This is a genomic window from Ornithinimicrobium kibberense (genome assembly GCF_006519705.1).
Lineage (GTDB): Bacteria > Actinomycetota > Actinomycetes > Actinomycetales > Dermatophilaceae > Ornithinicoccus > Ornithinicoccus kibberensis.
In genome coordinates this window covers 86,369-101,056 of the sequence record NZ_VFXM01000013.1, presented here as the reverse complement: position 1 = coordinate 101,056, position 14,688 = coordinate 86,369, and the positions used below count along the sequence as shown (strand labels likewise).

General features: G+C 72.9%; 15 protein-coding genes. 10 read left to right on the top strand and 5 right to left on the bottom strand.

Annotated elements, in window-relative coordinates; genetic code table 11:
• The first annotated feature begins 57 nt into the window (after positions 1-57).
• The 8 genes from FJR00_RS12240 (at position 58) to FJR00_RS12205 (ending at position 7,824) form a co-directional block, all read left to right on the top strand.
• On the top strand, positions 58-657 hold the full coding sequence (locus tag FJR00_RS12240) for a F0F1 ATP synthase subunit B (protein WP_377466368.1): 600 nt from the start codon (positions 58-60) through the stop codon (positions 655-657).
• The gene (locus FJR00_RS12235) at positions 657-1,463 is read left to right on the top strand and encodes a F0F1 ATP synthase subunit delta (protein WP_141338987.1); all 807 of its coding nucleotides are present in this window, start codon (positions 657-659) and stop codon (positions 1,461-1,463) included. Before FJR00_RS12240 ends, FJR00_RS12235 begins: the two co-directional genes overlap by 1 nt.
• 67 nt (positions 1,464-1,530) lie before the next feature.
• Entirely contained in the window at positions 1,531-3,180 is a 1,650-nt protein-coding gene (gene atpA / locus FJR00_RS12230; RefSeq protein WP_075957431.1) for a F0F1 ATP synthase subunit alpha, read from the top strand.
• Between the two features lie 102 nt (positions 3,181-3,282).
• Entirely contained in the window at positions 3,283-4,185 is a 903-nt protein-coding gene (locus FJR00_RS12225; protein ID WP_075957430.1) for a F0F1 ATP synthase subunit gamma, read from the top strand.
• A gap of 15 nt (positions 4,186-4,200) precedes the next feature.
• Positions 4,201-5,661 carry a F0F1 ATP synthase subunit beta gene (gene atpD, locus FJR00_RS12220; protein WP_141338986.1) on the top strand — a complete coding sequence of 487 codons (1,461 nt, stop codon included), beginning with the start codon at positions 4,201-4,203 and terminating at the stop codon, positions 5,659-5,661.
• A 146-nt stretch (positions 5,662-5,807) separates the two neighbouring features.
• Positions 5,808-7,037: an acetyl-CoA hydrolase/transferase C-terminal domain-containing protein gene (locus tag FJR00_RS12215; RefSeq protein ID WP_141338985.1), complete on the top strand. Its 1,230-nt coding sequence runs from the start codon at positions 5,808-5,810 to the stop codon at positions 7,035-7,037.
• A 69-nt stretch (positions 7,038-7,106) separates the two neighbouring features.
• A complete protein-coding gene (locus FJR00_RS12210; protein WP_075957427.1) occupies positions 7,107-7,391 on the top strand; it encodes a F0F1 ATP synthase subunit epsilon in 285 nt (94 codons plus the stop codon).
• Positions 7,392-7,395: 4 nt separating this feature from the next.
• The gene (locus FJR00_RS12205; protein ID WP_075957426.1) at positions 7,396-7,824 is read left to right on the top strand and encodes a DUF2550 family protein; all 429 of its coding nucleotides are present in this window, start codon (positions 7,396-7,398) and stop codon (positions 7,822-7,824) included.
• Here the strand turns inward: FJR00_RS12205 and FJR00_RS12200 are convergent.
• Genes FJR00_RS12200 through nucS form a run of 3 tightly spaced genes read right to left on the bottom strand, consistent with a single transcriptional unit; the run spans position 7,806 to position 10,761 of the window.
• A complete protein-coding gene (locus FJR00_RS12200; RefSeq protein ID WP_075957424.1) occupies positions 7,806-8,465 on the bottom strand; it encodes a cob(I)yrinic acid a,c-diamide adenosyltransferase in 660 nt (219 codons plus the stop codon). The genes FJR00_RS12205 and FJR00_RS12200 overlap by 19 nt on opposite strands.
• Before the next feature lie 42 nt (positions 8,466-8,507).
• A complete protein-coding gene (locus FJR00_RS12195) occupies positions 8,508-10,034 on the bottom strand; it encodes a gamma-glutamyltransferase (RefSeq protein ID WP_141338984.1) in 1,527 nt (508 codons plus the stop codon).
• 31 nt (positions 10,035-10,065) lie between these two features.
• Entirely contained in the window at positions 10,066-10,761 is a 696-nt protein-coding gene (gene nucS, locus FJR00_RS12190; protein WP_141338983.1) for an endonuclease NucS, read from the bottom strand.
• A gap of 74 nt (positions 10,762-10,835) precedes the next feature.
• Between nucS and FJR00_RS12185 the strand changes: the two genes are divergently transcribed.
• Positions 10,836-12,512, top strand: a complete 1,677-nt coding sequence (locus tag FJR00_RS12185) for a 3-hydroxyacyl-CoA dehydrogenase family protein (protein ID WP_141338982.1) — start codon at positions 10,836-10,838, stop codon at positions 12,510-12,512.
• Between the two features lie 10 nt (positions 12,513-12,522).
• Positions 12,523-12,843, top strand: coding sequence for a hypothetical protein (locus tag FJR00_RS12180; RefSeq protein WP_141338981.1), 321 nt, complete (start codon positions 12,523-12,525; stop codon positions 12,841-12,843).
• Positions 12,844-12,852: 9 nt separating this feature from the next.
• Here the strand turns inward: FJR00_RS12180 and FJR00_RS12175 are convergent, their stop codons facing one another.
• Together FJR00_RS12175 and mce are read right to left on the bottom strand one after the other, a co-directional pair.
• Complete coding sequence (locus tag FJR00_RS12175; RefSeq protein WP_238330470.1) at positions 12,853-14,166, bottom strand: AI-2E family transporter; 1,314 nt, start codon at positions 14,164-14,166, stop codon at positions 12,853-12,855.
• Positions 14,163-14,648, bottom strand: coding sequence for a methylmalonyl-CoA epimerase (gene mce / locus FJR00_RS12170; RefSeq protein WP_141338980.1), 486 nt, complete (start codon positions 14,646-14,648; stop codon positions 14,163-14,165). The genes FJR00_RS12175 and mce overlap by 4 nt, the downstream gene beginning before the upstream one ends.
• Positions 14,649-14,688 lie beyond the last annotated feature (40 nt).

Below are 14,688 nucleotides of genomic sequence, written 5' to 3'. Positions count from 1 at the left end.
CCGTCCCGCCGGGGCCCGTGAGGGCACCGAGGGACACGCACACGTGAGGAGCCGCTCGTGGAGCACACCACGATCGCGACGGGCGTCCTGAGGGCTGCCGAGCCGATCGGCGCCGGGGAGGATGCCGTCCCGATCCTTCCCTACATGCCCGAGCTCATCTTCGGGCTGATCGTCTTCGGCCTCTTCTACTGGTTCGTCGCCAAGAAGATCGTCCCCACCCTCGAGAAGGTCTACGCCGAGCGCACGGCCGCGATCGAGGGCGGGATGCAGGCGGCCGAGCAGGCCCAGGCCGAGGCCGCCGCGGCGAAGAAGCAGTACGAGGACCAGCTCGGCGAGGCCCGCGCCGAGGCCGCGCGCATCCGCGAGCAGGCCAAGGAGCAAGGCGCCCAGATCATCGCCGAGATGCGCCAGCAGGCGCAGACCGAGGCGAACCGCATCACCGAGACCGCCCACAAGCAGGTCGAGGCCGAGCGCCAGCAGGCGATGGTCCAGCTGCGGGGCGAGGTCGGTGCGATCTCCACCGCCCTGGCCAGCAAGATCGTCGGCGAGTCGCTGCACGACGAGGCCCGCCAGAGCGGCATCGTGGACCGCTTCCTCGGTGACCTCGAGTCGGGCGCGATCAGCCCGCAGCGCCTCGGGGCGGAGCAGGGACGCTGATGGAGAGCGCCTTCCGCCGGTCCTACCACGAGGCCGACCAGGCCCTCCAGCAGGTGCTGGAGGGCGATCCGGCCCGGGTGGCCGAGGACCTGTGGGCCGTGGCCCGGGTCGTCGAGGCCAACCCGACGCTGCGCCGCAACCTGGCCGACCCCTCCCGCGAGGGCGCCGACAAGGCCACCCTGGCGGAACGGCTGCTGGCCGGCAAGGTCGGCGGGGACGCCCTGTCCGTCGCCCGGGCCACCGTGGCCCAGCGCTGGCCGCGCCAGGGTGACCTGGTGACCGCGCTCGAGCGGCTCGGCGTCGAGGCCATGCTCGCCCAGGCCCAGCGGCACGGCCGGCTGGGGCAGGTCGAGGACGAGCTGTTCCGGTTCGCCCGGATCGTCGAGGGCACCCCCGACCTGCAGGCCGCCCTGGCGGACCGGCGGGCCGACGCGCAGGCGAAGGGGTCCCTGGTGGACCGTCTGCTGGCGGTGCGCAGCTCCCCGGAGACGGTCAGCCTGGCCCGGCAGGCCGTCGCCGGCACCCGCGGCCGCCGCTTCGACCTGGCCATCGCCTCCTTCCTGGAGCAGGCCGCCGACCGGCAGGACCAGGTCACCGCGACCGTCACCAGCGCGGTGCCGCTGTCCACGCAGCAGCTCGAGCGGCTCACCGCAGCCCTGAGCACCCAGTACGGCCGCCAGGTCCACACGAACGTGGTCATCGACGAGGACGTCGTCGGTGGCATCCGGGTGGAGATCGGCGACGAGGTCATCGACGGGACCGTCAGCCAGCGCCTGGCCGACGCCCGCCGCCAGATGACCAGCTGAGCCACCCCATACCCGCCACGACAGACACCCGGGCCGCGCCAGCGGACCGACGACGAGGAGAAGAGACATGACGGAGCTTTCGATCCGTCCGGAGGAGATCCGGGACGCCCTGGACCAGTTCGTCCAGTCCTACGAGCCGAGCGCCGCCTCCCGCGAGGAGGTCGGGCGCGTGGTCGACGCCGGCGACGGCATCGCCCACGTCGAGGGCCTGCCCTCGGTCATGACCAACGAGCTGCTGGAGTTCGAGGACGGCACCCTCGGCCTGGCGCTGAACCTGGACGTCCACGAGGTGGGTGTCATCGTGCTGGGCGACTTCTCCGGGCTGGAGGAGGGGCAGCCGGTGCGCCGCACCGGCGAGGTCCTCTCGGTGCCCGTCGGGGACAACTACCTGGGCCGGGTCGTCAACCCGCTCGGCGTGCCGATCGACGGCCTCGGCGACATCGAGGACGAGGGCCGACGCGCCCTGGAGCTGCAGGCGCCCGGCGTGATGATGCGCAAGTCGGTGCACGAGCCGATGCAGACCGGCATCAAGGCCATCGACTCGATGATCCCGATCGGCCGCGGCCAGCGCCAGCTCATCATCGGCGACCGCCAGACCGGCAAGACCGCCGTGGCGATCGACACGATCCTCAACCAGAAGGCCAACTGGGAGTCCGGCGACCCGGACAAGCAGGTCCGCTGCATCTACGTGGCGATCGGCCAGAAGGGCTCCACCATCGCCGGCGTGCGCGGCACCCTGGAGGAGCAGGGCGCGCTGGAGTACACCACGATCGTGGCGGCCCCCGCCTCGGACGCGGCCGGCTTCAAGTACCTCGCCCCCTACACCGGCTCGGCCATCGGCCAGCACTGGATGTACCAGGGCAAGCACGTCCTCATCGTCTTCGACGACCTGTCCAAGCAGGCCGAGGCCTACCGCGCCGTGTCGCTGCTGCTGCGCCGCCCGCCGGGCCGTGAGGCCTACCCGGGCGACGTCTTCTACCTGCACAGCCGGCTGCTGGAGCGCTGCGCCAAGCTCTCCGACGACCTGGGCGCGGGCTCGATGACCGGCCTGCCGATCATCGAGACCAAGGCCGGTGACGTCTCGGCCTACATCCCGACGAACGTCATCTCGATCACCGACGGCCAGATCTACCTGCAGGCCGACCTGTTCAACTCCAACGTCCGGCCGGCGATCGACGTCGGTGTCTCGGTCTCCCGGGTCGGCGGCGCCGCCCAGATCAAGGCGATGAAGTCGGTCTCGGGCCGCCTCAAGGTCGACCTGGCGCAGTTCCGCGAGATGGAGGCCTTCGCGATGTTCGCCTCCGACCTCGACGCGGCGTCCAAGGCCCAGCTCGAGCGCGGCGCCCGGATGGTGGAGCTGCTCAAGCAGCCGCAGTCCTCGCCGGTCCCGGTGGAGGAGCAGGTGGCGATCATCTGGGCCGGCACCAACGGCCACATCGACTCGGTGCCCGTCTCCGACGTGCGCCGGTTCGAGAACGAGTGGATCGACCACCTGCGCCGCAACCAGCGCGGCCTGCTCGACGGCATCCGCGAGACCGGCAAGCTCGGCGACGACACCGAGGCGACCCTCGTGGAGGCGATGAAGGCCTTCACGCAGGAGTTCAGCCCGGACGACAGCCAGGAGGTCCGCGTGGGCTCGGACGAGGACTTCGACAACGTCGACGCCCTCGAGGACGAGGACGTGGACCAGGAGCAGATCAAGGTCCGTCGCCGCTGACCCCCGCGGGTATGCCGTGGGGCGCGCTCCACGGCATACCCGGCCCCGGCCGGCAGGCACGCACCGACCGCAGACGTCACCGACACACGAGAGAGGCGAGATATGGGAGCGCAGCAGCGGGAGTACCGCCAGCGCAGCCGGTCCGTCCAGTCGACCAAGAAGATCACCCGGGCGATGGAGCTCATCGCGGCCTCCCGCGTGGTCAAGGCCCGCCAGCGGGTCGCCGAGACGACGCCCTACGCGAACGCGATCACCCGCGCCGTGTCCGCCGTCGCCAGCTACTCCGACGTCGACCACCCCCTGACCACCGAGCGGGAGGCGGTCCGCCGGGCCGGCGTGCTCATCATCACCAGCGACCGGGGTCTGGCCGGGGCCTACGCGGGCAACGTGCTCAAGCGCAGCGAGCAGCTGCGCGAGCTGCTCGTCGACGACGAGGGCAAGGAGTTCGTCCCCTACCTCTCCGGGCGCAAGGCCGAGGGCTACTACAAGTTCCGCGGGCGCTCCTTCGAGCAGTCCTGGTCCGGCTTCTCCGACGCGCCCACCTTCGAGGTGGCCAAGGAGATCGCCACCCGGCTGACCGAGGACTTCGTGGCGGGCTCGGAGAACGGCGGGGTCGACGAGCTGCACATCGTCTCCACGCGGTTCGTCTCGATGGTCACCCAGGAGGTGCACGTCGTGCGGCTGCTGCCGCTGGAGGTCGTCGAGGACGACAGCCCGGCGACGGAGGAGGACATCTACCCCCTCTACGAGTTCGAGCCCGACGGCGGCGAGGTGCTCGACGCGCTGCTGCCCAAGTACGTCACCTCCCGGATCTGGAACGCGCTGCTGCAGGCGTCCGCGTCCGAGCTGGCCGCCCGCCAGCGGGCGATGAAGTCGGCCACGGACAACGCCGAGGAGCTCATCAAGACCTACACCCGGCTGGCGAACCAGGCCCGCCAGGCCGAGATCACCCAAGAGATCAGCGAAATCGTGGGCGGCGCGAGCGCCCTCGCCGACGCCAAGTGAGAAGGAACCGAAACCATGAGCATGGCTACCACTGAGGCTCCGGCACAGGAGCAGTCGCAGGGCGGCGTCGGTCGTCTGTCCCGGATCATCGGCCCGGTCGTCGACGTCGAGTTCCCGCCCGGGCAGATGCCCTCCCTCTACAACCTCCTCAAGACCGAGGTCACCCTCGGCGGGGAGACCAAGACCATCAACCTCGAGGTCGCCCAGGACATCGGCGACAACATGGTGCGCGCGATCTCGCTGCAGCCCACCGACGGTCTCGTCCGCGGCGCGGCCGTGCAGGACACCGGCGGACCGATCACCGTGCCCGTGGGCGACGTGACCCTCGGCCACGTGTTCAACGCCACCGGCGACGTGCTCGACCTGCCCGAGGGCGAGACCCTGGAGATCACCGAGCGCTGGGGCATCCACCGCCAGGCGCCGGCCTTCGACCAGCTGGAGTCCAAGACCCAGATGTTCGAGACCGGCATCAAGGTCATCGACCTGCTGACCCCCTACGTGCTGGGCGGCAAGATCGGCCTGTTCGGCGGCGCCGGCGTGGGCAAGACCGTGCTCATCCAGGAGATGATCGCCCGCGTGGCCCGCGACCACGGCGGTGTGTCGGTGTTCGCCGGGGTCGGCGAGCGCACCCGTGAGGGCAACGACCTCATCGTCGAGATGGAGGAGGCCGGCGTCCTCGGCCAGACCGCCCTGGTCTTCGGCCAGATGGACGAGCCGCCGGGCACCCGTCTGCGGGTCGCCCTGTCCGCGCTGACGATGGCGGAGTACTTCCGCGACGTGCAGAAGCAGGACGTGCTGCTCTTCATCGACAACATCTTCCGGTTCACCCAGGCCGGCTCGGAGGTCTCCACGCTGCTGGGCCGGATGCCGTCCGCGGTGGGCTACCAGCCCAACCTGGCCGACGAGATGGGCACGCTGCAGGAGCGGATCACCTCCACCCGTGGTCACTCGATCACCTCGATGCAGGCGATCTACGTCCCGGCCGACGACTACACCGACCCGGCCCCGGCGACGACGTTCGCCCACCTGGACGCGACCACCGAGCTGTCCCGCCCGATCGCCTCCATGGGCATCTACCCGGCCGTGGACCCGCTGACCTCCACCAGCCGGATCCTCGACCCGCGCTACATCACCCGCGAGCACTACGACACGGCCGTGCGGGTGAAGTCGATCCTCCAGCGCTACAAGGAGCTGCAGGACATCATCGCCATCCTCGGGATCGACGAGCTCTCCGAGGAGGACAAGATCCTCGTCGGCCGGGCCCGCCGGATCCAGCGGTTCCTGTCGCAGAACACCTACGTGGCCAAGCAGTTCACCGGCATCGAGGGTTCGACCGTCCCGCTGTCCGAGACGATCGAGGCCTTCACCAAGGTCGCCGACGGCGAGTACGACCACGTGCCCGAGCAGGCCTTCTTCATGTGCGGCGGGCTGGAGGACGTCGAGCGTCAGGCCGCCGAGCTGGAGAAGAACAGCTGAGCTGACGCGCCATACCCCCGTCCGTGGGGGTGGGCGGAGGGGCCGGTGCGGAGACGAGCCGCGCCGGCCCTGCGTCGTCCCTGTCGGGGGGCGGGGACGGGCGACCCCGGGCGACGGCCCGGCCGGCCCGACGGGACAATGGGCGGGTGATCACCGTCGGCACCCCGGCCCTCGCCGCCGCGCTCCGCGCCCTTCCCGACACCCCCCGGGTCGTCGCCTCCGGCAACCACAGCGTGCCCTGGGAGTTGGTGCGCGTCCTCGACGAGCACGTGGAGCGCTACGTGCTCAACACGCTCAACGGCCCGCCCGGGCTGCCCGAGAGGGACGGCGTCGTGGCCGAGACCAGCTTCGTGGGGGCAGGCCAGCGACGGCACCCGGGGCTGCGCTACGTACCCTCGCGGCTGTCCCTCGTCCCGGTGCTCTTCCGGCGCTCCCTGCCGGTGGACGCGGTGTTCCTGCACTGCTCGCCACCCCGCGACGGGGTGGTCTCGCTCGGCATCGAGGTCAACGTGCTGCCGGCCGCCGTCGAGGCCTGCCGGGAACGGGGCGGACTGGTCGTGGCCCAGGTCAACGACCGGATGCCGTTCACGCACGGCGACGCGCTGGTGCCCGTCGAGCACATCGACCTCGCGCTGGAGGCGAGCAGCCCGCTGCCGACACCTCCGGCCGCGGCCCCGCTGGGGGAGGACGCGCGGGCCATCGGCGAGCGGGTGGCCGCGATGGTGCCCGACGGGGCCACCCTGCAGATGGGCATCGGGGCCGTCCCCGACGCGGTGCTGGCGGCCCTCACGGGCCACCGGGGGCTGCGGCTGTGGACCGAGATGTTCTCCGACGGGGTGCTAGCCCTCGACGCCGCCGGGGCCCTCGACGACGACCACCCGCTGACCACGTCCTTCCTCTTCGGCACCCAGGACCTCTACGACTGGCTCGACGGCAACCGCCGGGTCCACCTGCTGCGCACCGAACGCACCAACGACCCGGCGCTCATCGCCCGGCAGCGGTCCATGACCTCGATCAACACCGCGCTGGAGGTCGATCTCTTCGGGCAGGCCAACGCCTCGCGCATCGACGCCCGGATCCACAGCGGCTTCGGCGGCCAGACCGACTTCATCGTCGGGGCGCTGCACTCCCAGGGCGGCCAGGCGATCATGGCGCTGCGCTCCTGGCACCCCAAGGCCGACGTGTCCACGATCGTGCCGATGGTCGACGAGCCGGTCACCTCCTTCCAGGCCTCGGCGATCGTCACCGAGCAGGGGGTGGCGCCGCTGTTCGGGCACAGCGAGAAGGAGCAGGCGCGGCACCTCATCGAACGGACCGCCCACCCGCGGGTCCGGGACGAGCTGTGGGAGGAGGCCGAGCACCTGGGTCTGGCGTGAGTCCCGGGCAGGCCCGCAGGACCGGTAGACTTGGCAGCACCGACCGCCGTACCCGAGAGGACAGAATCCGTGAGTGAGCTCAAGGTCCAGCTGGTTGCCGCCGACCGCAAGGTCTGGGAGGGCGAGGCCGCGAGCGTCAGCGCGCGCAGCATCGACGGCGAGCTGGGGATCCTGCCGGGCCACACCCCCCTGCTGGGCGTCCTCGTCACCGGGGACGTGCGCATCGTCACCGGTGGCGGTTCGACCGAGACGGTGACCATCGACGGGGGCTTCCTCTCCGTCGACCACGACCGCGTCGTCATCGTCGCCGACAGCGTCGACGCGGGCAGCCTGACCACCGCCGCCACCGCCTGACGCCATGCCGGAGAGCCTCGTCCTGGTGCTCCTGGCCGCCGTCGGCGCGCTGGTGATCCTGGGACTGGGGCTGGTCCTCTTCCACCGGTTCGCCGACCAGGACCTGATCTGTCCGCCGATGCCGACCGCCTACCGACGAGGGTCCGCGGACTGGCGTCGGGGCATGCTCCGCTTCACCGAGGACCGCCTGGCCGTGCGTGGGCCGGGCGGTCTTTCCGACGGTCCGTGGCTGCGGGGGGAGCTGGACCTGGGCGTGGCGACCGCGCTGACCGCCGACGACGCCCACGGTCTGGGTCGCCAGGACCTCATCCAGGTGCCGGTGCGCTACGGGACGGCCACCTTCGAGCTGGCCCTCGACGAACAGCACTACACCGCGCTGCGGGCCTGGGTCGAGGCCGTCCCGCCCGGCTACCGTCAGTCGCGCGTGGCCTGAGGGCCCCGGCGCCGGCGACGTTCCGGCGCCTCCACCCGCCCTCCGCCCGGCCGCCACAGCACGTCCCCCTGGGAGCGGTTGGCCACGCGCGCGAGGATGAAGAGCAGGTCGGAGAGCCGGTTGAGGTACTTCGGCGCCAGCGGGTTGACCCCGCCGATCCCCTTCTCGGCCCCCTCGGGCGCCGGGGCGTCGCCGTGGACGTCCAGGGCGGCCCAGGCCGACCGCTCGGCCCGCCGGGCCACGGTGCGCGCCACGTGCAGGTGGGCCGACCCGGGGGTCCCGCCGGGCAGGATGAAGGAACGGAGGGGCTCCAGCGGCTCGTTGTAGTGGTCGCAGTCGGCCTCGAGCTCCTCGATCCATGGCGCCTGGACCCGCAGCGGCTCCCAGTCGTAGCTGGCCCGCAGGGGCATGGCCAGGTCGGCACCCACGTCGAACAGGTCGTTCTGCACCCGGGTGAGGGTGCGCTGCACGTCGACGGGCAGGCTGGCCCCGGCCAGGGCCACGCCGATGACCGCGTTGGTCTCGTCGGTGTCGGCGTAGGCCACGAGGCGGGGGTCGTTCTTGCCGGTGCGGCCGAGGTCCCCGAGCGCGGTGGTGCCGTCGTCGCCGGTGCGGGTATAGATCCGGGTGAGGTTGACCATGGACGGCATCGTCCCACGCGGGCCTGCCGGCTGGTGGGCCGGTCAGGTGATGAGGGTGGCGGCCTCGCGCCGCGGGTCCGCCGCGGCCTGCAGCTGGCCCTCCCCGGTCCGCAGCGCCGCGCCGACGCCGCCGAAGTACATGACGTGCAACGGGTGCTCGTGGCGCGCCAGCCCGGCGGCGTCCAGGCTCGCGGCGATCGTGGGATCCTGCTCGTGCTCCACCCGGGTCGACCCGTCGTCCAGCCGGCGAGGGTGCATCCGAGGGCGGTCGACCGCCGTCTGCAGGTCCTCGCCGTGGCGGGCCAGGTGCAGGAGCACCTGGGCCAGGGCCGTGGTGATGCGGTCGGCGCCCGGGGTGCCGATCGCCAGGACGGAGCCGTCGTCGCGCCGGGCCACGGTCGGGGCCATGTTGGAGGCCAGCCGGGTCCCGGGCGGCAGGGCGTGCAGCCCGAGCCGGTTCAGCTCCAGCTCGCCGAGGGCGTTGTTGGCGATCAGGCCGGTGCCGGTCACGGTCATCCCCGAGCCGTAGCCGGCCGACGCCGTCAGGGCGCACGCCGTGCCGTCGGCGTCGACGACGGAGATGTGCGCGGTGGAGGGCGAGGTGGGCAGCCCGGCGGAGCCGATCTCGTGCAGCGTCTCGAGCAGCTCGGCCCCGGCCGCGGCCAGGTCGGCGGCCGTGTCGATGCGGTCCAGCCGGATGTCGAGCACCTCGGTCATGACGGCGGCCGCCTGGCCCGGGTCGATCGGGCCCTCGGTCGCACCGAGGAGGCGGAGCAGGGCGGTCAGGACCGGCCCGCCGATGGAGGGCGGCGGGTTGCAGGCCAGGTCCCAGGGGCCGAGCCGGCTGCGCAGCGCCGGCCGGGGCACGGCCCGGTAGGCCTCCAGGTCGGCGCGGCCCAGCAGCCCCCCACGCTCCCGGACGTCCCGGGCGAGGGTCTGCGCGAGGTCCCCGTGGTACACGGTGTCCGGGCCCTCCGCCCCGATCTGCTCCAGGGTGGCGGCCAGGTCGGCGTCGACCACGCGGTGGCCCACCGGTGCGGGGGCGCCGTCCACGGTCAGCCGGGCACGCGTGGCCGGGTCCCACGCCAGGATCGTGTCGGTGACGAGCACGAGGTAGGACTGGGCGATCCGGCCCAGCGGGTAGCCCTCCCGGGCCACGTCGGCCGCCGGCTGGAGCAGCTCGCGCCAGGGAGCCCGGCCGAACCGGTCGTGCGCCCAGCCCATCGCCGCGAACATCCCGGGGGTGGCGACCGAGCCCGGGCCGACGTAGGTGACCATCCCGCCGCCGTAGGAGGAGGCGGCCTCGATGAGCCCGGAGCCCAGCCGCCCGGACGGCTGGCCCCGTCCCGGCATCTCCACGTTGCCGTCGACGACGACGGGTTCGCCGCCCGCCGGCCACACGGTGACGTAGGCCCCGCCCAGGGGGGAGATGACGCCCGGCTCGGTGACGGTGGCGGCCAGCATGCCGGCGATCGCGGCGTCGACGGCGGTGCCTCCCTCGTCCAGGGCGTGCTCCGCGGCGCGGGTCGCGTAGGCGTTGGGGGCGGCGATCGCGGCGCGGGGGCTCATGCCCCGATTCTGCCGCAGCGGGGCACGGACGTCAGAACAGGCGCGAGGCGGCGTCGTCGCGTCCGCGCAGGGCCTCGTAGTCGAGGGTCACGCAGCGGATGCCGCGGTCCGTGGCGAGCACCCGCGCCTGCGGACGGATCTGCTGGGCCGCGAACACCCCCTGGACGGGGGCGAGGTGGGGGTCACGGTTGAGCAGCTCCAGGTAGCGGGTCAGCTGCTCCACGCCGTCGATGTCGCCCCGGCGCTTGATCTCCACGGCGACGGTGGCGCCGTCCGCGTCCCGGCACAGGATGTCCACCGGGCCGATGGCCGTGGGGTACTCCCGGCGCAGCAGGGTCCACCCCTCGCCGAGGGTGCCGATGTGCTCGGCCAGCAGCGCCTGCAGCTGGGCCTCGACCCCGTCCTTGACCAGGCCCGGGTCGATCCCGAGGTCGTGCGAGCTGTCGGCGTGGATCTCGTGCAGCCGCACCCGGAGGGTGTCCTCCCGCTTGGCGTGCGAGACCACCCACACCTGCTCGACGCCCTCCTCGCGCTCCAGCTCGTCCGGCTCCACCTGGACCATCGAGCACGGGGGCGCCATCCAGTTCAGCGGCTTGTAGGAGCCGCCGTCGGAGTGCACGAGCACCGACCCGTCGGCCTTGACCATGAGCAGGCGGGTCGCCAGCGGCAGGTGGGCCTCGAGGGCGCCGTGGTAGTCGACGGAGCAGCGGGCGATCACGACACGCACGCGGGCCACCCTAACGCCCGGCGGGGGCCCGACCCCGGCCCGCGGGGCCCCCGGCCGTCTGAGAGGATCGGCCCATGCGCGAGATCGGCACCGTCGGGGTCATCGGACTGGGCACCATGGGTGCCGGCATCGTCGAGGTCTTCGCCCGGGGAGGGCTGCGGGTCGTCGGCGTGGAGACGACCCAGGAGCTCGCCGACCGCGGCCGGGCGATCCTGCAGGCCTCGACCGACCGGGCCGTGAAGAAGGGCCGGCTGGACGAGGACGGGCAGGCCGAGATCCTCGGGCGGGTGACGATCACCACCCGGATGGCCGACCTGGCCGACGCCGACCTCGTGGTCGAGGCCGTCCCGGAGATCCTCGACCTCAAGCACCGCGTGTTCGGCCAGCTGGACGACATCGTCGGCGAGGACGCGGTCCTGGCCTCCAACACCTCCAGCCTGTCGATCACCTCGATCGCCGCCGGCACCCGTCACCCGGCCCGCGTGGTCGGGATGCACTTCTTCAACCCGGCGCCCGTCCTCAAGCTCGTCGAGGTCATCACCACCCTGCGCACCGACGAGGACGTGACCGCCGCGGTGGTGGCGCTCGCCGGGCGGATCGGCAAGAAGCCCGTCGTCGTGGGGGACCGGGCCGGGTTCGTGGCCAACTACCTGCTCTTCGGCTACTTCGTCTCGGCCCTGAAGATGCTCGAGCAGGGCCACGTCAGCCGGGAGGACCTGGACACCGCCATGCGCGTGGGCGCCGGTCTGCCGATGGGCCCCTGCACGCTGATGGACCTCGTCGGGCTGGACGTGTGCCACCACATCGGCGAGGTCATCTACGCCCACAGCCGCAGCCCCATGCACGCGCCGAGCACGCTGCTCGAGCGGATGGTCACCGCCGGGCTGCTGGGCCGCAAGAGCGGCCGCGGCTTCTACACCTACGCCGCGCCGGGCAGCGGGCAGGTCGTCGAGGACGAGCAGACCCCGTCCACCGCCGCGGCGACGGACCTGTCCGCCGTCGGGGTCGTGGGCACGGGCGAGCTGGCCGACGAGCTCGTCTCGCGGCTCCAGGACGGCGGGTATGCGGTCACCCGCGTGGAGGACCCCGCCGACCGGGCGGAGCTCGCCCGGCTCGCGGACGTCGGCCTCGTCGTCGAGGCCCAGGCACCCGCCCCGCCGCCGGGCGAGGAGGAGCTGGCCGACGCGCAGGCCTGGGTGGAGGCGACCGGCGAGGACCTGTGGGAGGCACTGGGCGAGGTCGTCGGCCCCGGCGCGGTGCTGACCACGGTCAACCCCGAGGCGGCCGTCGCCGTCGGCGCCCTGTCCGGGCGGCCGGAGCAGGTGGCCGTGCTCCAGGTCCACGCCCCCACCGGCAACGGCCAGGTGGTCGAGATCGGCCGGTCCTCGGCGACCGACGACGCCACGGTCGCCCTGCTGCGCGAGGTCGTCACCCGGATCGGCGCCGAGCCGGTCGTCTGCCGTGACCGGTCGGGCATGGTCGTGGACGCCCTGCTCGTGCCGCACCTCAACGACGCGGTCCGGATGCTCGACGAGGGCTACGCGGGCGTGGCGGACATCGACACCGCCCTCCAGCACGGCCTGGGCTACCCGACGGGGCCGTTCGCGATGATCGACCAGATCGGGGCGGACGAGGTGCTCGCGGTCTGCGAGGAGCTCTCGGCCGGCGGCACCGGGCTCCCGGCGGACGCCCTGCGCCCGTCCCCGCTGCTCCTGGAGCACGTCCTGCTGGACCGCCCCTTCACCTCCTGACGGGCCGACCGTGGCTCCCCGGTCCAACCGTCCCCGGCGCCGGGGACGGCCGGTCCCCGGGCGTGCGGGCTCGCCCGCACCCGGGCCCCGGGGCCCGACGGTCGTGGAGGTCGCCTGGGCGGGCCAGGTGTGGGCCATCCGGCAGGTCGGGCCGACCGGCACCGGCCGGGTCTACCGCTGCCCCGGCTGCCAGCACGAGGTCGGCGCCGACGTGGCCCACACCGTGGTCTGGCCGGTGGACGGGATGCAGCAGCTGGACAACCGCCGGCACTGGCACACGGTGTGCTGGTCGGCCCGGGAGCGTCGGCGCCCGGGCGGGTCGTTCGCCTGACCGTCGTCGTCAGGTGCGCTGCTGCCGGGGGACGATCACCTCGTGGTAGAGCAGGAGCAGGCCCGCCGCCACGGGGATGGCGATGAGCGCGCCGAGCACCCCGAGGAGGGTGCCGCCGACCAGGACCGCCACGACGGTCACCGCGCCGGGCACGGACACCGTCCGCCGCATGATGTTGGGCACGATGACGTAGTTCTCCACCTGCTGGTACACCACGTAGTAGACGATGACCACGAGCACCGTCGTGGGGGAGACGGTCAGCGCCACGAGCCCGACGATGATGGCGCCCAGGGTGGCGCCGATCATGGGGATGAGGCCCAGCAGCCCGACGAGCACCGCGAGGACGGCCGGGTAGGGGATCCCCATGATCTGCATCATGACCCAGGAGCAGGCGGCGTTGATCGTGGCCACCGCGCTCTGCCCCAGGGCGTACCCGCCGACCCGCCGCATGATCTCCTCCGCCAGGCCGACGACCCGGGGACGACGGCTGCTGGGCACGAGGAGGAAGGCGGCCTCCTTGACGGTGGGCAGGGTGGCGAGCAGGTACAGCGTGAGGATCACCGAGGTCAGCAGACCCACGAGGCTGCCGGCGACCCAGCCGGCCGCCCCCAGCACGCCGCCGAAGACGGTGGAGATGGTGCGCCCGTCCGTGGCCAGGCGGTCGGCCTCCTCGGTGAGCCGTCCGGAGAGGTCGTAGCGGGCGTCCAGGTCGGCCAGCCAGGGCTGGCCGCCGAGGTTCTGCAGGTAGGAGGGGAACTTCTCCACCAGGGCCCCGGCCTGCGCCACGATGGGGGGGACGACGAGCAGACCGACGACGGTGACCACCGCCACCAGGCCCAGGAACACGACGAGGACCGCAGGCCCCCTCGTGAACCCTCTCCGGGTGAGCCACTGCACGACCGGGTCGAGCGCGAGGGTGACGAACAGGGCCACGAGCAGGAAGGTGAACACGGAGGTCAGCCGGGTCAGGTTCTGCACGAGCAGCCAGGCGAGCAGGGCGCCCAGGGCGAAGGTGAACCCGACGTAGAACGGGGAGGCGAGCGACCAGCTGCGACCGGCCCGGGGGTCCTGGTCCGCGGTGCCGGGGGCCGAGGCGTCGACCGCCCCCGGCGGCGGGACGCCGGGGACCACCGTCACGGGGGCGACCACCTGGTCGCGCAGCTCCTGCTGGAGCCGGTTGCTCTCGGCGAGGAGGGTCAGCTGGCGCTCGCGGTAGTCCTGCCAGCGGCGCACGGCGCGCCGTCCGGCCCGGGGGACGTGGTGGGGGCGCAGCCGGCGCAGCATCCGGCGGCCGCGGACCAGCCTCGTGCTGCCTCGGCTCACCCGGCAGGCTCCACCAGCTCGACGAGCACCCCGCCGGCGTCCTTGGGGTGGATGAAGTTGATCCGCGACCCCGCGGTGCCCAGCCGGGGCTCGTCGTAGAGCAGCCGCAGCCCGCGCTCCCGCAGGAGCGCGCAGACGGCGTCGACGTCGGCCACCCGGTAGGCCAGCTGCTGCAGGCCCGGCCCGGACCGGTCGAGGAACCTCGCGATCGTCGAGTCCGGACCGGTCGGGGCCAGCAGCTGGATCATCGTGGGCGGCGCGCCGCCGCCGGTGTCGGCCGGGCCGACCGCCACCATCGCCTCCCGCACCCCCTGCTCGGGGTTGGTCTCCTCGTGCACGACCCGGTTGCCCAGGACCTCCTGGTGGAAGGTGATCGCGGCGTCCAGGTCGGGCACGGCGATGCCCACGTGGTCGATCGCGAGGAGGAACGGACCGAGCACGCTCTGCGCCGAGGGGTCCTGCGGGCCGGGGGTAGCGCTCATGACCACAGACTAGGCCCGGTGCCCGACACGGGTGGGGACG